At 72.5% G+C, this 25,905-nt stretch carries 19 protein-coding genes; 8 read left to right on the top strand and 11 right to left on the bottom strand.

Features of this window, described 5'->3' with window-relative positions; genetic code table 11:
* Positions 1–1,098 (bottom strand): uroporphyrinogen decarboxylase, encoded by a 1,098-nt coding sequence (hemE, locus tag ACQP0U_RS08060; RefSeq protein WP_433317133.1) that lies wholly within the window; start codon positions 1,096–1,098, stop codon positions 1–3.
* A 149-nt stretch (positions 1,099–1,247) separates the two neighbouring features.
* Here hemE and ACQP0U_RS08055 point away from each other — a divergent pair, with 149 nt between their 5' ends.
* The 5 genes from ACQP0U_RS08055 to ACQP0U_RS08035 all read left to right on the top strand — a co-directional run bounded on the left by ACQP0U_RS08055 (position 1,248) and on the right by ACQP0U_RS08035 (position 7,872).
* Complete coding sequence (locus tag ACQP0U_RS08055) at positions 1,248–1,820, top strand: DUF3000 domain-containing protein (protein WP_433317131.1); 573 nt, start codon at positions 1,248–1,250, stop codon at positions 1,818–1,820.
* 95 nt (positions 1,821–1,915) lie between these two features.
* The gene (locus ACQP0U_RS08050; RefSeq protein WP_433317129.1) at positions 1,916–3,241 is read left to right on the top strand and encodes a ribonuclease D; all 1,326 of its coding nucleotides are present in this window, start codon (positions 1,916–1,918) and stop codon (positions 3,239–3,241) included.
* 317 nt (positions 3,242–3,558) lie between these two features.
* Positions 3,559–4,755, top strand: a complete 1,197-nt coding sequence (locus ACQP0U_RS08045; RefSeq protein WP_433317127.1) for a thiolase family protein — start codon at positions 3,559–3,561, stop codon at positions 4,753–4,755.
* Positions 4,752–6,821, top strand: a complete 2,070-nt coding sequence (locus tag ACQP0U_RS08040; RefSeq protein WP_433317125.1) for a 3-hydroxyacyl-CoA dehydrogenase NAD-binding domain-containing protein — start codon at positions 4,752–4,754, stop codon at positions 6,819–6,821. Before ACQP0U_RS08045 ends, ACQP0U_RS08040 begins: the two co-directional genes overlap by 4 nt.
* A gap of 169 nt (positions 6,822–6,990) precedes the next feature.
* Positions 6,991–7,872, top strand: a complete 882-nt coding sequence (locus tag ACQP0U_RS08035) for a hypothetical protein (protein ID WP_433317123.1) — start codon at positions 6,991–6,993, stop codon at positions 7,870–7,872.
* 64 nt (positions 7,873–7,936) lie between these two features.
* On the opposite strand, the gene ACQP0U_RS08030 is transcribed toward ACQP0U_RS08035, so the two are convergent.
* The 3 genes from ACQP0U_RS08030 to ACQP0U_RS08020 all read right to left on the bottom strand — a co-directional run bounded on the left by ACQP0U_RS08030 (position 7,937) and on the right by ACQP0U_RS08020 (position 10,458).
* Positions 7,937–8,374, bottom strand: a complete 438-nt coding sequence (locus tag ACQP0U_RS08030) for a VOC family protein (RefSeq protein WP_433317121.1) — start codon at positions 8,372–8,374, stop codon at positions 7,937–7,939.
* 243 nt (positions 8,375–8,617) lie between these two features.
* Complete coding sequence (locus ACQP0U_RS08025; protein WP_433317119.1) at positions 8,618–9,793, bottom strand: sensor histidine kinase; 1,176 nt, start codon at positions 9,791–9,793, stop codon at positions 8,618–8,620.
* A complete protein-coding gene (locus tag ACQP0U_RS08020; RefSeq protein WP_139586209.1) occupies positions 9,790–10,458 on the bottom strand; it encodes a response regulator transcription factor in 669 nt (222 codons plus the stop codon). The genes ACQP0U_RS08025 and ACQP0U_RS08020 overlap by 4 nt, the downstream gene beginning before the upstream one ends.
* Positions 10,459–10,600: 142 nt before the next feature.
* On the opposite strand from ACQP0U_RS08020, the gene ACQP0U_RS08015 reads away from it, so the two are divergent.
* The gene (locus ACQP0U_RS08015) at positions 10,601–11,752 is read left to right on the top strand and encodes a peptidase C39 family protein (RefSeq protein WP_433317117.1); all 1,152 of its coding nucleotides are present in this window, start codon (positions 10,601–10,603) and stop codon (positions 11,750–11,752) included.
* Here the strand turns inward: ACQP0U_RS08015 and ACQP0U_RS08010 are convergent, their stop codons facing one another.
* Entirely contained in the window at positions 11,753–13,030 is a 1,278-nt protein-coding gene (locus ACQP0U_RS08010) for a PQQ-binding-like beta-propeller repeat protein (RefSeq protein WP_433317115.1), read from the bottom strand.
* Between the two features lie 127 nt (positions 13,031–13,157).
* On the opposite strand from ACQP0U_RS08010, the gene ACQP0U_RS08005 reads away from it, so the two are divergent.
* Positions 13,158–15,041 carry a hypothetical protein gene (locus tag ACQP0U_RS08005; protein WP_433320696.1) on the top strand — a complete coding sequence of 628 codons (1,884 nt, stop codon included), beginning with the start codon at positions 13,158–13,160 and terminating at the stop codon, positions 15,039–15,041.
* Positions 15,042–15,065: 24 nt separating this feature from the next.
* Here ACQP0U_RS08005 and ACQP0U_RS08000 read toward each other — a convergent pair whose 3' ends face one another.
* From ACQP0U_RS08000 to ACQP0U_RS07990, 3 genes are read right to left on the bottom strand one after another with little or no spacing between them, the layout of a single operon-like run.
* Positions 15,066–15,521 (bottom strand): hypothetical protein, encoded by a 456-nt coding sequence (locus ACQP0U_RS08000; RefSeq protein WP_433317113.1) that lies wholly within the window; start codon positions 15,519–15,521, stop codon positions 15,066–15,068.
* A gap of 20 nt (positions 15,522–15,541) precedes the next feature.
* Positions 15,542–16,861 (bottom strand): hypothetical protein, encoded by a 1,320-nt coding sequence (locus tag ACQP0U_RS07995; protein ID WP_433317112.1) that lies wholly within the window; start codon positions 16,859–16,861, stop codon positions 15,542–15,544.
* Positions 16,861–18,624, bottom strand: a complete 1,764-nt coding sequence (locus ACQP0U_RS07990; RefSeq protein ID WP_433320693.1) for a hypothetical protein — start codon at positions 18,622–18,624, stop codon at positions 16,861–16,863. Before ACQP0U_RS07990 ends, ACQP0U_RS07995 begins: the two co-directional genes overlap by 1 nt.
* A 323-nt stretch (positions 18,625–18,947) precedes the next feature.
* On the opposite strand from ACQP0U_RS07990, the gene ACQP0U_RS07985 reads away from it, so the two are divergent.
* Complete coding sequence (locus ACQP0U_RS07985; protein ID WP_433317110.1) at positions 18,948–20,141, top strand: hypothetical protein; 1,194 nt, start codon at positions 18,948–18,950, stop codon at positions 20,139–20,141.
* Between the two features lie 189 nt (positions 20,142–20,330).
* On the opposite strand, the gene dxs is transcribed toward ACQP0U_RS07985, so the two are convergent.
* The 3 genes from dxs to ACQP0U_RS07970 all read right to left on the bottom strand — a co-directional run bounded on the left by dxs (position 20,331) and on the right by ACQP0U_RS07970 (position 25,807).
* Positions 20,331–22,277 carry a 1-deoxy-D-xylulose-5-phosphate synthase gene (dxs, locus tag ACQP0U_RS07980; RefSeq protein WP_433317108.1) on the bottom strand — a complete coding sequence of 649 codons (1,947 nt, stop codon included), beginning with the start codon at positions 22,275–22,277 and terminating at the stop codon, positions 20,331–20,333.
* A 127-nt stretch (positions 22,278–22,404) separates the two neighbouring features.
* Positions 22,405–23,685, bottom strand: coding sequence for a class I SAM-dependent RNA methyltransferase (locus ACQP0U_RS07975; RefSeq protein ID WP_433320691.1), 1,281 nt, complete (start codon positions 23,683–23,685; stop codon positions 22,405–22,407).
* Between the two features lie 19 nt (positions 23,686–23,704).
* Positions 23,705–25,807, bottom strand: a complete 2,103-nt coding sequence (locus tag ACQP0U_RS07970; protein WP_433317106.1) for an APC family permease — start codon at positions 25,805–25,807, stop codon at positions 23,705–23,707.
* Positions 25,808–25,905: the final 98 nt, after the last annotated feature.

The raw sequence follows: 25,905 nt of genomic DNA, 5'->3' as shown, positions 1-25,905 counted from the left end.
TCAGCCCTGGTCGGCCCGGCGGCTGGAGAGCTCGTGCACCAGCGCGACCACCCGGGTCAGCACCTCCGGGTCGATCTCCGGCAGCACGCCGTGGCCGAGGTTGAACACGTGCCCGGGGGCGGCCCGGCCCTGCTCCAGGATGCGGCGCACCTCGGCCTCCACGACCGGCCACGGCGCGAGCAGCACTGACGGGTCCAGGTTGCCCTGCACCGCCTTGTCCGGGCCGATCCGGTGAGTGGCAACGTCCAGCGGGGTACGCCAGTCGACGCCGACCACGTCCGCGCCGGCCTCGCCCATCGCGCCGAGCAGCTCGGCGGTGCCCACCCCGAAGTGGATCCGGGGCACCCCTGCGTGCGCCAGACCGCCCAGCACGGCTGTCGAGTGCGGCAGCACGAAACGGCGGTAGTCGGCCTCGGAGAGCGCACCGGCCCACGAGTCGAACAGCTGCACGGCGGACACGCCGGCCTCGATCTGCACCCGCAGGAAGGCCAGCGTCACCTCGGCCAGCCGGGCGCAGAGCGCGTGCCACAGCTCGGGATCGCCGTACATCAGGGCCTTGGTCTTCGCGTGGGTACGCGACGGCCCGCCCTCGACCAGGTAGCTGGCGAGCGTGAACGGCGCACCGGCGAAACCGATGAGCGGGGTGTCACCCAGCTCGACCACCAACTGCCGGACGGCCTCGTCCACGTACGAGACGTCGTCGCGGGTGATCGGGCGGATCCGCTCGATGTCGGCGGCGGTACGGATCGGCTCGGCCACCACCGGGCCGGTGCCCGGCACGATGTCCAGGTCGATCCCGGCCGCGGCGACGGGCACCACGATGTCGCTGAACAGGATGGCCGCGTCAACGCCGTGCCGGCGCACCGGCTGGAGGGTGATCTCGGTGACCAGCTCCGGGCGGCGGCAGGACTCCAGCATCGGCACGCTCGCCCGGATCTCCCGGTACTCCGGGAGCGAGCGGCCCGCCTGGCGCATGAACCAGACCGGGGTGTGCGGAACGGGCCGACATCGGCAGGCCCGAATGAAGGGCGAGTCGGCCGGTCCGCCGGGGCGGGAATCTCCGTCTCGGGCGACAGTGCCCGTGGTGTCCGTGGTCATCGCCGCAATCGTGCCACGCCCGCCACCCCCGACCGGGTGGGGGTGAGAGGAAGGGCACCGTTCCTTACGCCCTGCGTGGAGCAGGGGCCCCTCGGCGAGCGTCGGCGCGCCGTCGAAGCGGGGGGCGGGCGTCGGCATAGGCTGCCGACATGGCCCCCCCGATCGCGCTCCCGGAGACGTTCGCCCGCGCGGTCGCCGGGCTGCGGTCGGCCGCCCCCCGGCCGGAGATCACCCTGGAGGAGGTCGGCGCCCCCCAGCGGCTGGCCCCGTACGCGTTCGCGCTCTCCGCCGCCGTGCTGCGTGACGACGACGAGGTGGCGACCGGCCGGCTGATCCTGCTGCACAACCCGGCCGGGCACGAGGCGTGGCAGGGCACCCTGCGGCTGGTCACCTACGTGACCGCCGAGCTGGAGGTCGACCTGGCCGCCGACCCGCTGCTACCCGGTGTCGGCTGGACGTGGCTGACCGACGCGTTGGACGCCCAGGACGCCGGCCACCGGGCGATCGGCGGGACGGTGACGCAGACCATGTCGACCCGGTTCGGCGATCTTGCCGGGCCACCGACCATCGGTGACATCGAGATTCGCGCCTCCTGGACGCCGATCGACGACGACCTGACCCCACATCTGCTCGGCTGGTGCGCACTGCTCGCCTCCACCGCCGGCCTTCCTCCACCCGGCGTGACCGCGCTCTCCGACCGCCGCCCCGCCGGCGCAGCCTGATGTTCGGCATTCAGAAGGACACTTTGCGGACACCTGATCGACACACGCCGGACCGGCTGCACCCGTCGGATCTCCGCGCGCACTAGGGTTGGCAGGTGACCGACGAACCACCCCTGCGCCGTCGGCCCACCGAAGAACTTCCGGGAAACGCACCCCAGCACCCGCCGTCGGCCCAGCCGCAGCCGGCGGGCGAGGGAGCCGACCCGGCCGACGGTGGGCCCGTTCCGCTGATCGCCCCGCGTGACGGCACCCCCGATCCGGTGGCCGCCCCGGCCGAGCTTGCCGAGGTCGTGGCCCGCTTCGCAGCGGGCACCGGCCCGGTCGCCCTGGACGCCGAGCGGGCCTCCGGCTACCGCTACAGCCAGCGCGCGTACCTGGTGCAATTGCGCCGGGCCGGTGCGGGCACGGCGCTGATCGACCCGCTGCCCCTGCCCGACCTCAGCGCACTGGACGCGGTGATCGGCGAGGCCGAGTGGGTCCTCCACGCGGCCAGCCAGGATCTGCCCTGCCTGGCCGAGGTGGGGTTGCGGCCGCGCCGACTGTTCGACACCGAGCTGGCGGCCCGGCTGGCCGGCTTCGAACGCGTCGGGCTGGCCGCGCTCACCGAGCAACTCCTCGGGTTCACCCTGGAGAAGCACCACTCGGCGGCCGACTGGTCGAGCCGACCGCTGCCCGAGTCGTGGCTGACGTACGCCGCCCTCGACGTGGAGCTGCTCACCGACCTGCGCGACGCGCTCGACGCGGAGTTGACCCGGCAGGGCAAGTCGGCCTGGGCCGCGGAGGAGTTCGCCGCGCTGGTCCGCACCGGGGCACGCCCGCCGCGGGTCCGCGCGGAGCCGTGGCGGCGCACCTCGGGCATCCACCGGCTGCGGGGGGCTCGGGCGCAGGCCCGGGTCCGCTCGATGTGGTACGCCCGGGACCAGATCGCTTCCCGGCGGGACGCCGCTCCCGGTCGGGTGCTGCCCGACTCGGCGATCATCGCCGCGGCCGAGTTGGACCCGAAGGACGAGAAGACCCTGCTGACCCTGCCCGGCTTCGGTGGCCGGTCGGTCCGTCGGCTGGCCCGCACCTGGCTCGCCGCGCTCGACGACGCCCGGCAGCTGCCGGAGGATTCCCTGCCGGTCTCGCCGGCCGTGGAGGGCCCGCCCCCGCCGCACCGGTGGGCCGAACGGGACCCGGTGGCTGCCGGTCGGCTGGCCCGCTGCCGCGAGGTCGTGATCCGCATCGCCGGTGAGCACACCCTCCCGCCGGAGAACCTGATCACGCCGGATTCGGTCCGCCGGTTGGCCTGGACCCCGCCGGAGGAGATCACCGAGGAGTCGGTGGCGGAGACCCTGCGCGGCCTCAACGCCCGCGAGTGGCAGATCGGCCTCCTGACCCCCAACCTCACCGAAGCCCTCGCCCCCCAACCAACCCCCTAACCCACCCCCACCCCTCCCTCCCCCTCCCCTCCCTCCCCCACCCACCCACCCACCCACGAGCCCGGGTGATCATGAGGTTGACGGGTCTCTAGGAGATCCACGGCCCCGCCAACCTCATGATCGTCGGAAGTCGGGCGGGCTTGGGGGTGGGGACGGGGGACGGCGGGGCGGTGTGGGGTGGGCCACAGCGGGGGGTGGGGACGTGGTTGGTTACTGGCGAGTAGCATCCGAGGGAACGTGCCCGTGTCGGCGACCCTTGTTCGGTCCGGCGTGCCGCCTGGCGCGAAGACCGAATCACGGTCGAATAGGAGGCTCAAGTGCCCCGTGAAGTTCGCGACGTCGTCTTCGTCGACGGCGTCCGTACCCCGTTCGGCAAGGCGGGTGGCATGTACGCCAACACCCGCGCCGACGACCTGGTGATCCGCTGCATCCGGGAACTGCTGCGTCGTAACCCGCAGCTGCCCCCGGAGCGGGTCGAGGAGGTCGCCATCGCGGCCACCACCCAGATCGGCGACCAGGGCCTCACCATCGGCCGCACCGCCGCCCTGCTGGCCGGGCTGCCCAAGACCGTTCCCGGTTTCGCCATCGACCGGATGTGCGCGGGAGCGATGACCGCGGTCACCACCGTGGCCAGCGGCATCGCGATGGGCGCGTACGACATCGCCATCGCCGGTGGTGTCGAGCACATGGGCCGCCACCCGATGGGTGAGGGCGTCGACCCCAACCCGCGCATCATCGCCGAGAAGCTGGTCGACCCGTCCGCGCTGGTGATGGGCTCCACCGCGGAGAACCTGCACGACCTGGTCCCGCACATCACCAAGGCACGCACCGACGCGTTCGCGCTCGCCTCGCAGCAGAAGACCGCCAAGGCGTACGCCAACGGCAAGCTCCAGGACGACCTGGTGCCGATGTCGATCCGCGACGCGGAGGGCGGCTGGGGTCTGGCCACTGTGGACGAGGCCCCGCGGGACACCTCGCTGGAGAAGCTGGCCACCCTGAAGACCCCGTTCCGCCCGCACGGCAAGGTCACCGCGGGCAACGCGGCCGGCCTGAACGACGGCGCCACCGCGAGTCTGCTGGCCGACGAGGCTACCGCCCGCGAGCTGGGCCTCCCGGTCGCCATGCGGCTGGTGTCGTTCGGCTTCGTCGGCGTCGAGCCGGAGGTGATGGGCGTCGGTCCGATCCCGTCGACGGAGAAGGCGCTGCGCCTCGCCGGGCTCAGCATCGACGACATCGGCCTGTTCGAGCTGAACGAGGCGTTCGCCGTGCAGGTGCTCGCCTTCCTCGACCACTTCGGCATCGCCGACGACGACGCGCGGGTCAACCCGTGGGGCGGCGCGATCGCCATCGGTCACCCGCTGGCCTCCTCCGGCGTGCGGCTGATGACCCAGCTGGCCCGCCAGTTCGCCGAGCACCCCGAGGTTCGCTACGGCGTCACCGCGATGTGCATCGGCATCGGCATGGGCGGCACTGTCATCTGGGAGAACCCGCACTGGACGGAGGGCAACAAGTGAGCGCGCTCGCCGCACCGAACGAGGTCGTCACCCGGGCGCTGTTGCGTCAGGTGAACGTGCCGGGGCTGGACCGCCCCGCCGCCCTGATCACGCTCGACAACGGCTTCGACCACACCAAGCCGAACACCTTCGGCCCCGGTGGGCTGGCTAGCCTGGACGAGGCGATCACCGCCGCGCTCGCCGCCGACCCGGCGTTCATCGCGGTCACCGGCAAGCCGTACATCTTCTGTGTGGGCGCGGACATCGTGGGCCTTCCGCAGCTCGCCGACCGCGCGCAGGCGCTGGAGATCGGCCGGCTCGGGCACCGGGTCTTCGCCCGGCTCAAGGACAGCAGCGTCCCCACGTTCGCGTTCGTCAACGGCGCGGCGATGGGCGGCGGCCTGGAGCTGGCGCTGCACTGCCACTACCGGACGCTCTCCGGCGGCGCGGCGGCCCTCGCGCTGCCCGAGGTGTCCCTCGGCCTGGTGCCCGGCTGGGGCGGCACCCAGTTGCTGCCGAACCTGATCGGCATTCCCGCCGCGACCCAGGTGATCATTCAGAACCCGCTGATGCAGAACAAGATGCTCAAGCCGAAGCAGGCAGCCGAGCTGGGCATCGCGGACATCCTGTTGGAGCCTGCGGACTTCCTGGAGCGGTCCCTGGAGTGGGCCGCCGACGTGGTCCGGGGTCAGGTCACCGTGACCCGACCCGAGGTCGACAAGGACATGTGGGCGGGCGTGCTCTACTTCGCCCGGGAGACGCTGAACCAGCGGCTGCACGGCGCGGTGCCGGCCGCGTACAAGGCGCTCGACCTGCTGGAGACGGCGAAGGACGGCGACTTCGCCGCCGGCACCGCCGCCGAGGACGAGGCCCTCGCGGACCTGGTCTTCTCCGAGGAGTTGCGCAGCGGCCTGTACGCGTTCGACCTGGTGCAGCGGCGGGCCAAGCGCCCGGCCGGCGCGCCGGACAAGGGCCTGGCCCGCACGATCACCAAGGTCGGCATCGTCGGCGCGGGCCTGATGGCCAGCCAGTTGGCGCTGCTGTTCGCCCGCCGCCTCCAGGTGCCTGTGGTGTTGACCGACCTGGACCAGTCCCGGGTGGACAAGGGCGTCGGCTACGTGCACACCCAGATCGAGAAGGCCGTCGTCAAGGGCCGGATGGACAAGGGCACCGCCGCCAAGCTGTACGGCCTGGTCAGCGGCACTGTCGACAAGAGCGCCTTCGCCGACGCGGACTTCGTCATCGAGGCGGTCTTCGAGGATCTGGGCGTCAAGAAGCAGGTCTGGGCCGAGCTGGAGAAGATCGTCTCTCCGGAGGCGGTGCTCGCGACCAACACCAGCTCGCTGTCGATCACCGAGATGGCCGCCGAGTTGGAGCACCCGGAGCGGGTGGTCGGCTTCCACTTCTTCAACCCGGTGGCGGTGCTGCCGCTGCTGGAGATCGTTCGGGGCGAGCGCACCGACGACGTCACCCTGGCGACCGCGTTCGCCGTGGGTAAGCAGCTCAAGAAGTCCAGCGTGCTGGTCAAGGACGCTCCGGCGTTCGTGGTGAACCGGCTGCTCACCCGCTTCCTGGGCACCGTCTTCGCCGCCGTCGACGCCGGCACCCCGTTGGACGTGGCGAACAGCGCACTGGACCCGCTGGGCCTGCCGATGCGCCCGCTCGCCCTGCTCCAGCTCGTCGGGCCGGCCGTCGCGTACCACGTGGGCGGCACCCTGCACGCCGCGTACCCGGACCGGTTCGGAGTCAGCGAGAACCTCAAGCGGATCGCCGACTCCGGTCGGCCGATCGTGGTCGACGACCAGGTCAACGAGGAGGTCGCAGCGCTGCTCGTCGTGGGTGACCAGCCGTTGACCGCCGAGCAGGTACGCCAGAACGCGCTCGACGCGCTCGCGCAGGAGATCCGGCTCATGCTGGACGAGGGTGTGGTCGCCGAGGCGCAGGACATCGACCTGTGCATGATCCTGGGCGCCGGTTGGCCGTTCCACCTGGGCGGGGTCACGCCGTACCTGGACCGGACCGGCACCTCCGAGCGGGTCACCGGCCGGCGGTTCCTGCCGCTCGGGGCGGCGAGCCTGCCGGCCTGACCGATCACCACACCACCGTCGCGGTGGTCGGACCGTCCCTGGTGGACGGGCCGGCCACCGCGACCGTTTGTGATCAGGCGATCGCCGGGGCCGTCCTCCAGCGGGGCAACCGGAGGCTCCGTACCGGGTTAGGATCACACGTTTTGCACCCCCATCTTGGAGCTGACTGATGTCCCAGCCGCCGGCCAATCCCTACGGCCCGCCGCACGATTCCCCCGACCCGTCGCAGCAGCCGGGCCAGCAGCCTGGCGGTTGGCCGCCGCCACAGCAGCAGGGACAGCCGCAGCAGCCCGGTGGCTTCCCGCCGGCGCAGCCGGGTTACCCGCCCGCGCAGCCTGGTTACCCGCCCGCGCAGCCTGGTTACCCGCCGGCGCAGCCTGGTTACCCGCCCGCGCAGCCTGGTTACCCATCCGCGCAGCCGGGTCTGCCGTACGGCGACCCGAACCTGGCCGGCGGCCCGCCCCCGGCGAAGAAGTCGAGCGTCGGCAAGATCGTGCTCATCGTGTTGGCTGTGGTGCTGGTGCTCTGCCTCGGTGGCGTGGCGATCACCTGGTTCGTCGTCAAGGACGACGTGGGCGCCGTGGTGGACGCCAGCAGGACCCGCGTGGTCGCGCCGGCCACTCTCGCCGGCCGGCCGAAGCTCACCGACCCGGAGCTGCAGAAGGCCGCCGACGAGTTGGTCCAGGGCATGGAGTCTGCGGCGGCCAACCAGACGAGCACTGTCGGCGCCTTCTACGGCGACCCGACCAAGCAGGACCTCGTCATGATCGCGGGCGTGTCCGCGCTGCTGGCGGACCCGAAGAAGGAGCTCGACGCCTATGTGGACGGGCTGGCCAAGCAGCTGACGGTGGACGAGATGACGGCCGTCGACGCCGGCCCGCTCGGCGGTGAGGCGCGCTGCGGCGACGGCAAGGCCGCGACCGTTCCCCTGGGCATCTGCGTCTGGGCCGACCGGGGCAGCCTGGGCATGGTGGTGATGTACTTCAAGTCCGCCGACCAGGCGAAGGCCGAGTTCACCACGATCCGGGGCCAGGTCGAGCAGCAGTCCTGATCCGTACGGAGCAGGGGCCCCGACCACCCGAGGGTGGTCGGGGCCCCGTGCCGTACGTCGACGGTCAGGCCGGTTCGGAGACCTCCGACGTGGCGAGCGCGGCTGCCGCAGCCCGCGCCGCGGCCGCGGCCGCCCGCTGGGCGGCGTTGCCGAGCACGCAGAACTCGTTGCCCTCCGGGTCCGCGAGCACCACCCAACCACCGCCGGTCGGGCTCACGTGGTCGGCGACGAGCGTCGCGCCGATGCCGAGCAGTCGCTCGACCTCCTCCTCCCGGGTCCGATCAGCGGGTTGCAGGTCCAGGTGCAGCCGGTTCTTCACCGTCTTGCCCTCGGGCACCGCGATGAACAGCACCTCCGGGCCACCCGGCGGCAGGAGCATCGCCTCGGGGTCGCCGGGGAAGTCGTCGGGCTGCCGTGGGCAGTCGAAGACCTGCGACCAGAAGCCGGCGAGGGCGTACGTGTCGGCACAGTCGATGCTGATGTTGTGGATCGTCGAACTCACAGTGGTCCTCCACGGTGGTGACGTGGTGCGGCCCCGAGTCCGGGTGCGGCACACCACGCTGGAAATGGTTCCCCTCCGAGTGGGCGATCAACGCCCGACCCGTGCGGGGCGCTCCGCCTCCGGGACGTCAGCCGACGCGGACCCGGGGCGCGGAGCCAACATTGGTGATCATCGACGCACCCCCTTCCATCTCGCGCTGACGACGTGATCTTGCCATCGGCCGAGCGGGGCGCGCAACCCCGTTCAGCCGACGGTGGACACCGTGCCGGGCACCGCCGGGGCGTCCGCCGACGGCAGGGTGACAGTCACCTCCAGGCCACCGCCGGGCTGCGCGATGACCCGTACGGTGCCGCCGTGCGCGTCGCAGACCGCCCGGACGATGGACAGCCCAAGGCCGGAGCCACGGGCGCCGGTGCGTTCCCGGCCACCACGACGGAACGGCTCGAACAGTCCCGGCACGTCGGCCTGGTCCACCTCGAAACCGGTGTTTCCCACCACCAGCCAGGACCGTTCACCGTCGGTGCCGGTACGCACCCAGAGCCGGCCGTGCAGGTGGTTGTAGCGGACCGCGTTCTCGATCAGGTTCCCGGCCAGCCGGTCGAGCAGCCCCGGGTCGCCGACGACAGGCGCGGACTCCAGCGACGTCTGCACCCGCAGGCCGATCCGTTCCACCTCGCGGCGCATCGCCGACAGCGCGTTGGCGGTGCCCGCGGCGAGGTCAGACTCGGTCCGCCGACCCAACTGCCGCCCGGCCTGCGCCTCGCTGCGGGCCAGCACCAGCAGCGCGTCCACCAGGCCGTTGGCCCGCTCGGAGGCGTCGCGGACCACTGTCGCCATCCGTCGGTACTCGGCCGCGTCCGCGTCGTCGTCGCTGAGCGTCACGTCGATCTCCGTCCGCATCACGGCGAGCGGGGTACGCAGCTCGTGCGAGGCGTTCGCCACGAAACGTTTCTGGGCCTCGAACGCGGACGCGATCCGGTCCAGCATGGCGTCGAACGTCTTGGCCAGCTCGGCCACCTCGTCGTCGGCGCCCGAGTACCCGATCCGCTGGTCCAGCGTCGCCTCACCGAGCCGCTGTGCGGTCGCCGTGACCTGGTGCAGCGGGCGCAACGCCCGACCGGCCACCGCGTACGCGCCGGCCACCCCGACCACGCTTATCGCCAACAGCGCCACCAGGCCCTTGGCCAGCAGCTCCCCGGAGGCGGCGTCGACCAACTGCCGCTGCCACTGGGCGGCGTCCATCTCCCGGCCGTCGGAGAGCAGCACGGTCGTGCCGGGCACCAACTCGTCGGTGGGTCGCAACGCGTCGCGGACCAGCAGCCAGGCCAGCAGCACCAGGATCGCTCCGGCCCCGATCAGCAGCACACCGTTGAGCACTGTCAGCCGCAGCCGCAGGGTGGGCCGCAACCGGCGGCTCATGCGCTCACCTCGGCGGTGCGGTAACCCGCGCCGACCACGGTTTCGATCAGCGGCGGGTCACCGAGCTTCTTGCGCAGCGTCATCACGGTGACCCGGACGATGGTGGTGAACGGGTCGGTGTTCGCGTCCCAGACCCGCTCCAGCAGCTCCTCACTGGAGACCACAGCGCCACGCGCCTTGAGCAGTTCGCTGAGCACCCCGAACTCCTTGTTGGTCAGGTCCACTGGCACGCCGGCGCGGGTGGCCACCCGGCGGGCCGGGTCGAGCACGAGGTCGGCCAGTTCGAGCACCGGCGGCGCGGCCGGGGTGGCCCGCCGGCCCAACGCCTGCACCCGGGCGACCAGCTCGTCGAAGGCGAACGGCTTGGGCAGGTAGTCGTCCGCCCCGAGCTGCAACCCCTCCACCCGGTCGGCCACGGTGCCGCTGGCGGTGAGCATCAGCACCCGGGTCAACGCGCCGGAGGCCGCCAGGTCGGCGCAGATCTGGTCGCCGTGGACGCCGGGAAGGTCACGGTCGAGCACCACCACGTCGTACCGGGTGACGAACGCCGCCTCGTGGCCGGCGTCGCCGTCGTACGCCACGTCGACAGCCATCCCCCGCTTGCGCAACCCGCGCGCGATCGCGTCGGCGAGATTGCGCTCGTCCTCGACCACCAGTACCCGCATCCCGGCCTCCTCGCTGCTGACCACCGACAACCTAGTGCCGGCCGGCAACCATCGTCCCTCGCCGCCCGCGCCGGGCGGCGTTGCGGGCCACCGCGTCGTACGCGATGCTGGCCGGCGGCACCGAGGGACGGACGGACCTGGCATGACCACTGCGGCACCACCCACCCGACGGGACATCGTCTACCGGGGTTTCCACCTGCCGGCGGACACGTCCAGCGGCAGCGGCGACGGCCTGCTCGCCAGCGGCCGAGGGCTCGCCCTCGACGGCGTCGCCCCGCGGGGCACCTGGACCTCACCACCGGTGCCTGTCGGCTTCGCCGTCGCCGACGTGGTGCCGTCCTGGACGGCCGACACCCCGGACGGCTGCTGGATCGAGGTCGACCTGCGCGGCTGGCACGACGAGGCGCCCAGCACCGACTGGTACCGGTTGGCCCGCTGGGCCGCCGACGACCACACGGTACGACGCACCTCGCTGCCCGGACAGCGCGACGGTGCCGCCCGGGTCGACACCGACACCCTGACCGTGACCGGAGCGACGGTCACCGGTTGGCAGGCCCGAGTGACCCTGTGCCGGCCCGCCGGCAGCCCGACCGGCCCGGTGCTGCGCAGCATCGGCGCGGTCGCCACCGGACCCACGACCGCTGACCAGGGGTACGCGCACAAGCCTGCCTCGTCCGCTGCCTGGGGCCGGGTGCTGGACGTGCCTCGCTACTCCCAGCGGCTGCACGCCGGTCAGTACCCGCAGTGGGGTGGTGGTGGCGAGTCCTGGTGCAGCCCCACCTGCACCTCGATGGTGCTCGCCTACTGGGGCGCCGAGCCGACACCGGACCACTACGCCTGGGTGGAGCCGTCCGGCCCACGTCCGGTGGTGGTGCACGCCGCCCGGCACTGCTACGACCACGCGTACGCCGGGGCCGGCAACTGGCCGTTCAACACCGCGTACGCCGGTCTGCACGGGGTTGACGCGTTCGTCACCCGACTGCGGTCGCTTGTCGAGGCGGAGGCGTTCGTCGCCGCCGGCATCCCCCTGATCGTCTCCGCCGCGTTCCGGGCCGACGAGGTGCCGGGGCTCGGGTACGACAGCAGAGGGCACCTGATGGTGCTGGTCGGCTTCACCGCCGACGGCGACCCCGTGCTCAACGACCCGTACGCCCCGGACGACGACGCGGTCCGTCGTACCGTCCCCCGGCAGGGGTTCGAGGCGGTCTGGCAGCGCGGCAGCGGCGGGGTGGCGTACGTGCTGCGGCCCGCGTCGGTGCCGCTGCCCCCGCCGCCCGCCCAGGCCAACTGGTGATCAGTCGGCCAGTTTCCAGAGCTGGTACGAGCCGGCCGCGGTGGCACTGCACATCAGGTAACCGGTGATCGCCTGACAGTCCCCGGCGGCATCGGGCAGCACGTCCAGAATGCGCACCTCCCCGGCGCCGATGTTCAACTCGCCGACGAGCACCCCTCCGCCGGGATGCCTGCGGATGCCGACCAGCCGGCCGCCGACACCGAGTTGGTACAGCTCCCACTTGCCCAGGTCGGCCAACTGCCGGCCAGTCAGCGCGTCGAGCACGATGTACTGCTCCACCGGACCGAAGCCGCTGATGTTGGCCATCAGCCGGTCCTCGTACGGCCAGCCCCACAGCCAGCGGTCACTGCGCCAGCGCACCTCGCCGGTCGCAGGGTCGAGCGCCTGCAGCTCGTTGCCACCGGTGCGGAGACACACGACCGGCCCGCAGTCCAGCGCGAATTCGACAGGGCCGCTCGCGCGTGTCCACCGCCGGTCCAACCGGTCCAGCCCGTACGCGTTGATAGTGCCCGAGCCTCTGTCGATGGCCAGCAGCAGGTCGTCGATCAGATCGATTCCGAGCGGCGCACCTCCGGGTGGGCGCATCTCGGCACGGGCCAACGCCGTGCCGGTGGTCGCGTCGTGTACCTCGACCAGCCCGCTCGCCTGGTTGAGCACGATCCGGTCCACCCCGTACCCGTTGTCCCTGATGCTGACCTCGGCGGTGGTCGGCGGCAACTGCCAGCGCACGGTGCCGCAGCACGGGTCGACCGCGCGCAGACTGGACGGCACGGTCTCGCCGCCGCTCCGCAGCAGCACATTGCCGTCGGCCAGCTTGGAGACGGTCCCCGGCTGCTGCCACCGGTACGCCCCGGTCGCCCGGTCCAGTGCGACGGTGAGTGTCTCCCGACCCTCCGGGCCGATCTCGTACCCGGTGGCCAGCAGCATCCCGGCCAGCGCGGTCATTCCCCAGTACCGGGCCTCCGCCGACAGTGGCATCTGCCAGACCGGCTCGCCGCCGGGGAGCCGGTACGCGGCCAGCCGCGTCTGCCGCGTCGAGGGGTTCGTCGGCTCCATGACCAGGAGGAGGTCACCGTCGACCATGACGTCGGACCCGGGCCGGACCGGCAGCGTCACCAGGGCCCGCCGGGGTGGCGACACGGCGGCTGCGGCGAGCGTGACAAGCGCGAACAGCACGACCAGCGCGCAGCGCAGCGGCCGACCGGCGGCGCGCGGGCGGCGAACCGGGGGCGCCGACGCGGGCTCGTCCCGAATCTCGCCCAGCTCAATGATCGACAAGGACCGTCCTTCCGTCACCACGTAAGGCTGGCCGACGCGCCACCGTCCGGCAAACCGACCGTCAGCGCACCGGCCCGGCAAAAGCGACGGAACCCCGCCTGTACGATGGCGCGTCGTGGCTGTGCCGGTGGTAGACCCTTCGCTGAATCCCCTGACCGACGCCGACCCGGCCGAGGTCGAGTCGACACGGCGGCCTCGACGCCGTCCGGCCCGAGCCGACCTGTTGGCCCTCGGAGCCTATGTGCTGCTGGGCGTCTTCGTCTGCCTCAACTACTGGGGTGACGTCAACGGCCGGGTCTCCTCGCACCTGCCCACCGATCACAGCTGGTTCGAGTGGCTGTTCGCGCATGGCGCGTACTCGGTGCGGCACCTGGAGAACCCGCTCTTCACGGCCCGTCAGAACGCCCCGGACGGGGTGAACATGATGGCGAACACCTCGCTGCTCGGGGTGACCCTGCCGCTGGCCCCGCTGACCATGCTGCTCGGCCCCCAGGTGATGTACGCGCTCTACCTGGGTGCGGCGCTGGCGGCCACCGCGGGCACCGGCTACTGGATGCTCTCCCGCCACCTGGTGCGCTCCCGGGCGGCGGCGTTCGTCGGCGGCGCGTTCCTCGGCTTCGCACCGGGAATCATCCACCACGCCAACGGCCAACCGAACTTCGTGTCCAACTTCCTGCTCCCGCTGATCGTGGTGCGGGTGCTGACCCTGGGCGAGCCGGGCCGGTGGCGGCGCAACGGGCTGGTGCTCGGTGCCCTGGTGGCGTACCAGATCTTCATCAACGAGGAGATGTTGCTGCTCACCGCGCTGGCCTGCCTGGTCATCGTGCTGGCGTACGCCGTGCAGCGGCCGCGGGCCACCCGGGCCGCCGCCGGCACGTTCCTGGCCGGGCTCGGCGTCGCCGGCGGGCTGGCCCTGGTGCTCACCGCGTACCCGATCTGGTTCCAGTTCAACGGCCCGCAGTCCTACCGGGGTCTGCAGGGCGGCGTGTTCCACAACTGGGGCGAGGACCTGGTCGCCTTCGTCACCTTCGCCCGGGACACCTGGGCCGGCGACCCGGCCGTGGAGAAGACGATCGGCCTGACCGAGCAGAACACCTGGTTCGGTTGGCCGCTGGTGCTGCTCTCGGTGGTGGCTCTGGTGCTGCTCGTACGCCGCTCGCTGGCCACCCGGATCATCGCGGTGCTCATCGTGGTGTTCAGCGTGGCCGCGATCGGGCCGTGGGTGCGCTTCAACGGTGTGGAGACCGGTGTGCGCGGCCCGTGGTCGTACGTGTCGGACGACCTGCCGCTCGTCGAGATGATGATGCCGACCCGGTTGACGCTGGTGGTCGCCGCCGCGGTGGGCGTACTGCTCGCGTTGACGTGGGACGCCGCGTACCGCCAGGGGCGCCCGGTGGCCGACCGGCCGCGGGTGCCGGCCCAGCGCACGGCCGAAGCGACGGCGGCGACGTCCGACGAGCCGGCCGCGCCGGTAGCGGCGCGCCGGCGGTGGCTGCGCCCGGTGGGGTACGCGGCGGTCGCCATCGCCGTGCTGCCGCTCTTCCCCCGGCCGCTCCCCGCCCAGCAGATCGACCCGCCGCCGCACTTCATCACCGCTGGCGGTTGGCGACCGTACGTGCCGGCGGGTCGAACCCTGGTGCCGGTGCCGATCCCGAGCAACGTGCACGGCCTGCCGACGCTGCGGTGGAGCGCGCTGACCGGGCAGGAGTTCCCGGTTCCGGGCGGCTACTTCATCGGCCCGAACGAGCTGGGCGAGGGGGTGTTCGGCGCGCCGAACCGACCGACCAGCACCCTCATCTACTCCACCATGGACAGCGGCACGCTCCCGGCGCTCACCGACGAGAACCGCCGCCAGGCCGTCGAGGACCTGCGGTTCTGGCGGGCGTCGGTGGTGGTGCTCGGGGCGCACCCCCGCGAGGCGGTGCTCCGTGAGCTGGTCACCGCTCTGCTCGGGCCACCGCAGCGGGTCGACGACGTCTGGGTCTGGGACGTCCGCACCCTGGTGGGTTGATCGAACGCCGCGCCACCGGTCGGCTCAGCCGACGCGGTCCCGGACGTCCCACAACCACCCGCCGTCGACCGGGCGGCCCGGGCCGAGCAGGTCGTCGACGGTTCGGCGGACCGGGTCACCGTGCTCAAGCTGGCCGAGCACGACCACCGCGGCACGCCAGTGCCGCAGGTCCTCGACGGCCTGGCGGCGGTCGACGTCGGTGAGCACCGGCACCGCGCCGGTCTCGGCCACCTGCCGGAGCAGCACCGACGTGGGCCGGTCCGGCGCGCCCCAGCGGGCCGCCGGGTCGTCCGGGCCGCTGGGGCCGATGAAGTAACCGCCCGGCGCGGGGAACCCCAGACCGGTACGGGCGGACCAGAACATCGCCGGGCTGCGCCCGGCACCGGTGACCGGAGGCACCGCGACCACCGTCCGACCGGGCGGCACCAGCGGACGCCAGCCGCCGGCCGCGACGAACGCCGGCACCGGCGCGACCGGCACCACGCGGATCGGCGTCGGAATCAGGGGAGCAACGCGGCGGCGACCGCGCCGGCCCACAGCAGCCGCACCGGTAGGCCGGGCACCGCAATCGGCCCGCGCGCGGCCCGGACCCGGTCCACTGACAGCGCGACCAGCACACCCAGCACCGGTACGCAGATCAGCGCGAACCGGGCCGGCACCGCGAGATCGAGCAGCGGCAGCCCACCGACCAGCCGGTACGGCCCCGGGATGCCGGTGGCCTCACCGTCCACCCGTAGCTCGCCGCCGAGCGAGAGCAGGGCGAAGATCCCGCCGCAGGCGGCCAGTGCCCGGACCAGCGGTCGTCGCCACTGCCAGATCACGATCACCACGGCGAGCACCAGCAGACCCGGGCCGAAGAACGAGTTCTCCTCGGTCGGGTTCGGCGAGAGCAACCCCGGCAGCCAGTCGTCGCCCAGCACTGTCTGCCGGGCCGACGCGGTGAACGAGGCGACGTCCAGTTGGAAGCCCTGCGTGGCGAACGCCATCCCGGAGTAGTGCTGCGGGCCGTGGAACTGGAACCACAGCGGGTACGCCAGCGGCACCGCCGCCACGCCGGCCGCCACCGCGAGCCGGCCGAAGAGGGCAGGTGCGAGCCGCCGTGCGGCCACCCGGTCGGCGAGCGCGTACGCCAGCGCGAAGACCCCGGCCGCGAGCGCCAGGAAGACCAGCACCTCCTCGCCGATGAAGACCTGCCAGACGAGCAGCAGCCCCAGGCCGACGCCGTGCCGCCACACGCCGTGGCGGGCCGCATCCGAGGCGGGCCGGAACACCAGGGCGAGGATCGCGGGCACCAGGAACTGCGCGGCGATGTGCAGATGGGCCCCCGCCTGAGCGATCATGCCCGGGGCGAAGCCGCAGATCAGCCCACCCACCGCCGCCGCGGCCCTGGTGCTGACCAGCCGGCGGCGCAGCAGCACGTACCAGGCGACGGCGGTCCCGGCGAGGCAGCAGACGACCGCCACGCAGAACGCCACCTGCGAGCCGAAGAGCAGGGTGACCGGGGTGAGCGGGACACCCAGGCCGAGCACCGAGGTGTTCGCCATCAGGTTGACCCCGTCGGGCGCGTTCAACCCGGTGCTGAAGAGCGGGTCCTCCCCCTCGACCACCGCATGTGCCGCGTGGGCCAACATCCACTCGAAGAGGATCTGGTCACCCGCCTGGTGGAACAGCAGCCACGGGCGACCCCACTGCCCGCTGGTCACCACCACGGCGAGGCCCAGATAGCCGGCCACCACCAGCACGTCCCGCAGCCAGTTCGGACGGGACGTGCCGACCGTCGCCGGGGACGAGGTGTCCGGGGACGTCGTCCCGGTGGTCATCAGACCGAACGGTCGCTGAGCGCCCGGACGTCCCAGACCCAGACATCCAACTCCTGGCGGCCCGGGCCGACCAACTCCTCGACCGTACGTCGCAGTGGCTCGGCGTTCTGCTGCCGCACCGGCAGCACCAGGATCGCCGCCCGCCAGTGCCGAAACTCGTCGGTGAAGCGCCGACGCTGCCGGTCGTCCAGCTTGGGCGTACGGCCGGTGGTCGCCACCTCCTCCAGCATCTGACCCACCCCGCTGGGACGACCGCCGAACCGACCCGCGTCACCGGTGTTGCCGTTACGGGGCGCGAGGAAGTAACCGCCGGGGATCTTGAAGTCGAGGTTGGTGGCCGCCGCCCAGCGCATGCCGTGCGTGTTGCCCATGCTGGGCACCGGGATCGGCACCAGCGTCTGCTCCGGCCCGACGTACGCCCGCCACCGGTCCGCCGTGATGAAGTCCGGTACCGGCGGACGGGAGACCATCCGCAGCGGCATCGGTGCGATCGGCAGCAACGCGAAGGCCAGGCCCGCGGCGGTGAGCACGCGGACGGTACGGCGGTCGGCCGGACGCAGCGCCCAGGCCCGCTCGACGGCGAGCGCCAGCAGCAGACCGACCACCACGCTGGTGATCAGCCCGAACCGGGTCGGCACCACCGCGTCCAGCAGCGGCAGGTGGACCAACCACTGCCACGGCCCGGTGATCAGCTCCCGGTCCCACCAGGAGACCCGCTCACCGAGGGAGAGCACGGCGAAGAACACGCCGGTCACCGCGAGCGCCCGAACAATCAACTCCCGGCGTAGCCAGACCACGATGCCGATGGCCAGCAGTGACAGGCTCCAGCCGAAGAAGGCGTTCTCCTCGGAGTAGTTCGGCGCCAGGTTGATGTTTGCGCGCTGGTTGCCGCCGAGGGTGGGCGAGCCGGGGGCGAAGAAGGCGGCGATGTCGTTGCCGTAGTCCTGCACCGCGTCGCTGAGCCCGTGGTAGGCCATCGGCCCGGCGAACTGCACGTAGAGCGGGTACGCCAGCAGCGCCCCGGCCAGCAGCGCGCAGGTCAGCACGCCGGCGCCCAGAGGCCGCCACGCCGCCCGCCACCGGGCCGGCTCCTGGGCGAGCACCGCCAGCAGGAAGACGCCGCAGGCCAGCGCCGTGAAGAGCAGGATCTCCTCGTTGATGAACGCCTGCGCGGCGACGAGCAGGGCGAGCAGCGCCCCGTCCCGAACCGGCTTCTGCGAGCGGGTGAGCACCAGCACCCGCCACACGATGAACGGCAGCAGGAACTGGCTGATGATGTTCGGGTGCCAACTGGCGTGCGAGAGCATCGCGGGCGAGAACCCGCAGAACCAGCCGCCGACCGCCGCCGCGAGCGGGGTGCGCACCAGGTGGCGGGAGAGCATCAGGTACCAGGCCATGGCGGTGCCGGCGAGGCCGAGCGTGACCAGCACCACGAAGGACACCGCCGGCCCGAAGAGCAGCGTCACCGGAACCATCGGGATGCCCAGCGCCAGCACGGCCGTGTTGGCCATCAGGTTGACGCCGTCCGGGTAGTTGAACTGCTCGGTGTAGAACGGGTACTCGCCGTGCAGCACCACGCGTACCGAGTGGGCGAGGAAGAACTGCACCTGGGCGGGGTCACCGGTGTAGAGCGAGGCCACCCGGCCGGACGGGTCCAGCCAGATCCGGCTGGTCACCCAGAGCGCGGCGAGCAGGAACAACCCACCCACCGCCAAGTGCTGCCGACGCCGAGTCCACCGCCGCCACCCTGCCCGCGTCGGCACCGCGCTCCCGGCGGGCGCAGCAGGCTCGGCCGGTTCCGTGGTGGGCGCGGCCAGCGCGGGCGGGCCGGCGAAGAGGCCGACGGGTGTGCGGTAACTCACCAGTTCGGCGGAGTCGGCTGCCGCCTCCGTGTGCGGCGCGGGCAGGGCGCGGGACTCGGCAGGCGTCACAGTCGGCGGAGTCTACCGGAGCAACCAAAACGCCCTAAAGCCCCGGTGGTGTCCATTGTGGTGGGTAGGGTGCCGGCCAGCTGAGGCTCCGCACCGGACATCTCGTACTATGGCGCTTTCCGACAGCGACGGCGAGGCGATCGGGGGCGGGCCAGGTGACTCCAGGCCGTCGGTACGGCAGGGCGCTTCCCGTCCTGCTGAGCGCGCTGCTGGCCGGCACAGCCTGCGGTCCGGTGGCCGAGCGGAAGCCGCAGGACCTGCGGGTCGGGTACGACAGTCTGGACGGCACGCTGGCGGTCTGGCCGCCCCGCGGTGACCTCTCCGGGGACACCACGGCGACGGCAGCGGTCACGTCGGCCGTCCGGGGCTGGCGGTCGCCGGCCGACGACCGCGCGCACCTGCCCTCGTCCGGCATCCTCTTTTCCGGACGGGTCGACGGCGCCCCGGTGGCGCTGGTGGCCGCCGACGTGCCCGGCGAGAGCGCGTCCTGGCTGCTGCAGCTGACTCGCGAGGGCGACCGGTACGCGGTGACCCGCGCCACCGAGTACACCGACCCGGGTTACCTCGTCTACTCCGACGTGCTGCCGGTGCAGACGGCCGGCGGCCGGCGCTACCTGGTCTCGGCCCGGGTGCAGACCCTGCTCGGGCCACAGGACCGGACGTTGACCATCGCGGACGGCCTCAGCGCACCTGTCGACGTGCCGGCCTGCACTGCCGTCGGGGTGACCGCGACCCTGCGTACCACGGAGTCGCTGCCCCGTGGGCGGGCCGCCGACCGACTGCTCGACCTGGGTACCGGCACCGTCGACCCGCGCTACCCGCTGGTCCGCGACGAGTCCGGCACGGGTCGGCGGGCGCTCACCGGCCTGGACACCTGTGTGCTGGCCGGCGATCGGGGGCCGTTCGGCAGCATCCCGCGCCGGATCGGGGACCGGGACGCCCCGCGCTCGGTGCCGACCTCCTGGCCGATGGCGAAGCTCACCGTGCGTTCGCTCGGCGAAGTCGCCCTCGGCGGCGGCGAGGCGGCCGAGTTGCAGCAGCTCAGCTGGGACACCGACGCTGGCGCGATGACGGCGGTGATCTATCGACCGGCCGACGGGAGCGCGCCCGTCGTCTCACCCGCCGACCGGGCCACCCCGTTGCAGGCGTACCAACTGCCGGTGCCCGGTCAGCCGCTGGTGGTGCTGAGCTGGCGGGCCACCAGGGACAGCTCCCTGTCCGTCCCACCTGGCACTCCCCTGCTGGTCGAGCGTCCCGGCCTGGTGGTCATCCCCACCCCGCCCCGCTCCCAGACCTACAGCCTCGCCAACACCGACAAGACCCACTACCGCTCGATAACCCCCCGCTAGCCCCCGCCCTGCCTGCCCTCCCCGCCCCCCACTCCCGCGATCTTGCACTTTCTGTCGCGACAAATCGGGGCTCAAGGCGCACAACGCCAACCGAAAGTGCAAGATCGGCGGAAGCTTGGGGCGGGGCGACAAGCACGACGGCGGCGGCGGGCGTCCCTGAGGGACGCCCGCCGCCGTCTTTCGTTCTCGTCAGTTCTGTGCGGCCGCGTCGCTGGGGGTGAGGCGGTCCGGGCTGGCGTCCAGGCTGGAGATCCAGCCGGTGACGTTGCGGGCCACGTCCTGAGCGGTCAGGCCCAGGTCGGCGAGGATCTGCGCGCGGGTGCCGTGCGGGTGCCAGTCGGCCGGCACACCCAGGTCCTTGAGTGGGACCCGGACGTCGGCGTCGCGCATCGCCTGGGCGAGCGCGTCGCCCACCCCGCCGACCCGGACGCCGTCCTCGACGCTGACCACGAGCCGGTGCCGGGCGGCCAGGTCGACAAGCTCCGCCGGGACCGGGCGCACCCAGCGGGGGTCGACGACGGTGACCCCGTAGCCCTGCTCGGCGACCCGGGCGGCCACCTCCATGCCCAGGTGGCCGAAGGAGCCGACGGCGACGAGCAGCACGTCGGTACGGGCGGACTCGGCCAGCACGTCGACCGTGCCGACCCGGCGCAGCGCCGGCAGGTCCGCGGCGACCGCGCCGGTCGGGAACCGCACCACGGTCGGGCCGTTGTCGACGGCCACCGCCTCGCGCAGCTCCTCGCGCAGGGTGGCGGCGTCGCGGGGAGCGGCGATCCGCAGCCCCGGCACCACCCCGAAGACCGACATGTCCCAGATGCCGTAGTGGCTGGGCCCGTCCGGGCCGGTGATGCCCGCCCGGTCCAGCACGAAGGTCACCGGCAGCTTGTGCATCGCCACGTCCAGCAGGACCTGGTCGAAGGCGCGGTTGAGGAAGGTGGCGTAGACCGCGACCACCGGGTGCAGGCCACCGAGCGCCAGCCCGGCCGCCGAGGTGGCGGCGTGCTGCTCGGCGATGCCCACGTCGTACACCCGCTCGGGGTACTTGCGGGCCAGCTTGGCGATGCCGGTCGGCTCGGCCATCGCGGCGGTGATGCCCACCACGTCCGGGCGCTCGTCCGCGACGGCCAGCAACTCGTCGGCGAAGACGTGCGTCCACTTCACCGACGGGGCGGCCAGCAGCGCGCCGGTCTCCACGTCGAAGGCGCTGCCGGGGCCGTGCAGGCAGTCCGCCTCGTCCTCCTCGGCGGGACGGTAGCCGTAGCCCTTGCGGGTGACCGCGTGCACGATGACCGGGCCGCCGAAGTTCTTCGCCGCGCGTAGCGCCGCCTCGACCGCCGTCACGTCGTGCCCGTCCACCGGGCCCACGTACTTGATGCCGAGGTCCTCGAACATGGCCTGCGGGGCGACCGCGTCCTTGATGCCCTTCTTGACGGCGTGCAGCACCTCGTACATCGGTCGGCCGACCAGCGGCGTCGAGCCGAGGGCGTCCTTGACGGTGTCGAGGACCTTTTCGTAGCCGGGGTTGAGCCGCAGCGACGAGAGGTGGTCGGCCAGCCCGCCGATGGTCGGGGCGTACGAGCGACCGTTGTCGTTGACCACGATCACGAGGGGGTTGCCGGCGGTGGCGATGTTGTTCAGCGCCTCCCAGCACATGCCGCCGGTCAGCGCGCCGTCACCGACCACCGCCACCACGCTGCGCGCCTCGCCACGGAGGGCGTACGCCTTGGCGAGGCCATCGGCGTAGGACAGCGCGGTGGATGCGTGCGAGTTCTCGATGAGGTCGTGCTCGCTCTCCGCCTGGCTGGGGTAGCCGGAGAGGCCACCGCGCTGGCGGAGCTTGTCGAAGCCGGCCTGACGCCCGGTAATGATCTTGTGTACGTACGCCTGGTGACCGGTGTCGAACAGGAGCCGGTCCCGGGGGGAGTCGAAGACGCGATGCATGGCGAGCGTCAGCTCGACCACACCGAGGTTGGGCCCGACGTGCCCGCCGGTACGGGAGACCTTCGTGATCAGGAAGTCCCGGATCTCGGCGGCGAGGACGTCCAGCTCGTCGCCGGACATCCGCTTGACGTCCTGCGGACCGCGAACCGTCCCCAGCAGCCGGCCGTGGTTGGCCGTGTCCTCTTCAACACTCATGACCGGAGAGTCTATCGGCCGCCCGGTACTCCGCAGCTCGGCCCGAGCCCCGCGTGCCCGGGTTGGGCCGGGAGTGGGCAGCTGAGCACCCGGTCAGGCGCTGACAACAGCGCCGACGCGGGTTGTTCTACCGCTCGTCCGGCGGGAGCAGCAGCCCGACCTGCTCGACGTGCTGCGTCATCGGGAAGAGGTCGAAGCCCCGCAGCGCCGCCAGCCGCCAACCGAGGTCGGCGAAGGTGCGCACGTCCCGGGCGAAAGCCGCCGGGTCGCAGGCCACGTACGCGACTGCCCGCGGGCGGGCGGCGGCCAGCGCGCGGACCACCGGGGCGCCGGCCCCGGAGCGCGGCGGGTCGAGCACCACCACGTCGACCGGGCCGGTGATCCGTCGGCGGGCCAGCGCGGTCTCCACCCGGGCCGACACCACCTCGACGCCTGGCAGGTCGGCGAGGTTCTCCCAGGCGGCGGCGACACCCTGCGCCGCCGCCTCGACAAGGGTCACCCGCCCGGTCGCGCCGACCCGTGCGGCCAGCCCGGCGGCGAACAGCCCCGCGCCCCCGTAGAGGTCCCAGGCGCGCTCGCCCGGCTGTGGGTCCAGCAACTCCAGCACCGCCGCGGAGAGGGTGTCCGCCGCGGCCGGGTGCACCTGCCAGAACGCGGACGCGGGCAGCGTCCAGTCCCGTCCGGCGGCGACCTCGCGGACCTCGGTCGGGCCACTGACCGCTGCGGGCGCCCCGTCGCGGATCTCCGTGACGGTCACGTCCCCGCCGGTGCTGGCGATGGTCTCCACCGCCTCGGCAGCCGGCCAGAGCGCCCCGGTGGGGGTGAGGACCGGCAGTTGCTGGATGGCGGGGTGGGCGATCCGGCAGCGGTCGATCGGCACCACCTCGTGCGAGCGGTGCTTGAGCAGGCCGGCCCGGTCCGCGGCGTCGACCGCGTAACGGACCCGCGACCGCCAGCCGAGCAGCCCGCCGGGCAGCGCCTCGACCCGGACGCCGAGCCGGTCCAGCTCGACGTCGGTCAGCCCGCCGAGGCGGACCAACTGTTCGCGTACCACGGCGGTCTTCCAGGCCAGTTGCGCGGCCGGGGCGACGTGCTGGAGGTCGCAGCCCCCGCAGGCACCCGGCTTCGCGTACGGGCAGGGTGGCTCGACCCGGTCCGGTGAGGGTTCCAGCACCGTCACCGCGTCGGCCCGGACGAATCCCCGGTGCACTTCGGTGACCTCGGCGATGACCCGCTCACCGGGCAGCGCGTGCCGGACGAAGACCACCTGCCCGTCCACCCGGGCGACACAGTGCCCGCCGGGGGCGACAGCGTCGACGGTCAACTCGACCCGGTCCGCCTCGGCCAGGCCCCGCTCGAAGCCGGACGAGCCGGACGAGACCGACGCCGCCGACGTCGGAGGTGTCACGGTCCGCTGACCGCCCGGCTCAGTCACGAGTGTTCCCCTTCGTTGCGCTGCCCCCCGGCTCACCGTCACCGGGCGGCGCGGAGACCACCGGCGGCGCGGAGACCACCGGCGGCGCGGAGACCACCGGCGGTACGGCGCTCCGCGGCCCCCGCGCCGGGGTCCGGGACAGCGTGGCGTCCAGCCGGTCCAGATTCTTGCTCGCCGTCGACGCGAGCTGCCACGGCACGCTGACCACCATCACCCCCGGTTCGAAGAGCAGCCGGCCCTTGAGGCGCAGGGCGCTCTGGTTGTGCAGGAGGTTCTCCCACCAACGGCCGACCACGTACTCCGGGATGAACACGGTGACCACGTCCCGGGGTGACTTGCGGCGGGTGGAGGCGACGAAGTCCAGGATCGGACGGGTGATCTCCCGGTACGGCGAGTCGATCACGGTCAGCGGGATGGCCATCTCCCGTCGCTCCCAGTCGGCCTGCAGGTCCCGGGTGTCCTTCTCGTCCACGTTGACGGTCACGGCGGTCAGCGTGTCCGGTCGGGTGGCGCGGGCGTACGCGATGGCCCGCAGCGTCGGCTGGTGCACCTTGCTGACCAGCACGATCGCGTGGTTGCGGGCGGGCAGCACGGCCCGACCCTCGTCCGGCGGGGTCAGCTCGACGGCGATCCGGTCGTAGTGCCGACGGATCGCCAGCATCAGCACGTAGATCACCGCCATCGCCGCGATCGCGATCCACGCGCCGAGCAGGAACTTGGTGATCAGGACGATCACCAGCACCGTGCCGGTCAGGCCCATGCCGAACGTGTTGATCGCCCGGGAGCGGACCATCCGGCGGCGTGCCTCCGGGTCCCGCTCGGTGCGCAGGTGCCGGTTCCAGTGCCGGATCATGCCGGCCTGGGAGACGGTGAACGAGACGAAGACCCCGACGATGTAGAGCTGGATCAGCTTCGTCACCTCGGCCTGGAAGCCGACGATCAGCACGATCGCGAAGAGGGCGAGGAAGGTGATGCCGTTGGAGAAGGCCAGCCGGTCACCCCGGGTGTGGAACTGGCGGGGCAGGTAGCGGTCCTGGGCCAGGATCGAGCCGAGCACCGGGAAACCGTTGAACGCGGTGTTCGCGGCCAGGAACAGGATGAGGGCGGTCACCCCCGCCAGCACGTAGAGCAGGATCGACCCGGACCCGAAGACCGTCTCGCCGAGCTGGGTGGTGACCGTCTTCTGCACGTACCCCTCGGGGCCGGAGACGATCTGGAGGCTCGGATCCTCGACGAACTGCAGGTGGGTCAGCCGGGCCAGCCAGATGATCCCGACCAGCATGCTCACCGAGATGGTGCCGAGCAGCAGCAGGGTGGTGGCGGCGTTGCGGCTCTTCGGCGCCTTGAACGCCGGCACGCCGTTGGAGATCGCCTCCACGCCGGTGAGCGCGGCGGCGCCCGAGCTGAACGTCCGCAGCAGCAGGAAGACCAGCGCGAAACCGGTCACGCTGTGCTCGGCCTGGATCACCAGGTCGGCGCTCGGCGCGCGGAGTTCGTCACCGAGCACGAAGACCCGGAACAGCCCGGTGAGCAGCATCCCGAGCATCACGATCACGAAGCCGTAGGTGGGGATGGCGAACGCCGTGCCCGACTCGCGTAGCCCGCGCAGGTTGACCGCGGTCAGCAGGACCACGGCGCTCACCGCGATCAGGACCTTGTGGGTGGCCACGAACGGCACCACCGAGCCGAGGTTGGCCACCCCGGAGGAGACCGACACCGCCACGGTGAGCACGTAGTCGACAAGCAGGGCGCTGGCCACGCCGACGCCGAACTTCGGCCCCAGGTTGACCGTGGCCACCTCGTAGTCGCCGCCGCCGGAGGGGTAGGCGTGCACGTTCTGCCGGTAGCTCGCCACCACGGTGAGCATGACCACCACCACGGCCAGCGCGATCCACGGCGAGAAGAAGTACGCGGAGGCGCCGGCGATGGAGAGGGTCAGCAGGATCTCGTCGGGCGCGTACGCGACGCTGGACAGCGCGTCGGAGGCGAACACGGGCAGCGCGATGCGCTTCGGCAGGAGGGTGTGCTGCAGCCGGTCGGACCGGAACGGTCGACCGAGAAGAAGCCGCTTCAGCAGCGAGGTGGGACTGGCCACGAACGCCAAGAGTACGACCACCCCGGCGGGGGCGCGGGGGTGGGCGATCACCGCTGCTCCCGACGGCGGGGTACGGTCGGTCCCCGCTCGCGACCGGG

The organism is Micromonospora sp. CA-269861 (genome assembly GCF_050948505.1).
Taxonomy (GTDB): Bacteria; Actinomycetota; Actinomycetes; order Mycobacteriales; family Micromonosporaceae; genus Micromonospora.
Note: the sequence above shows the minus strand (reverse complement) of the source record. Positions and strands in the feature narration are given on the sequence as shown.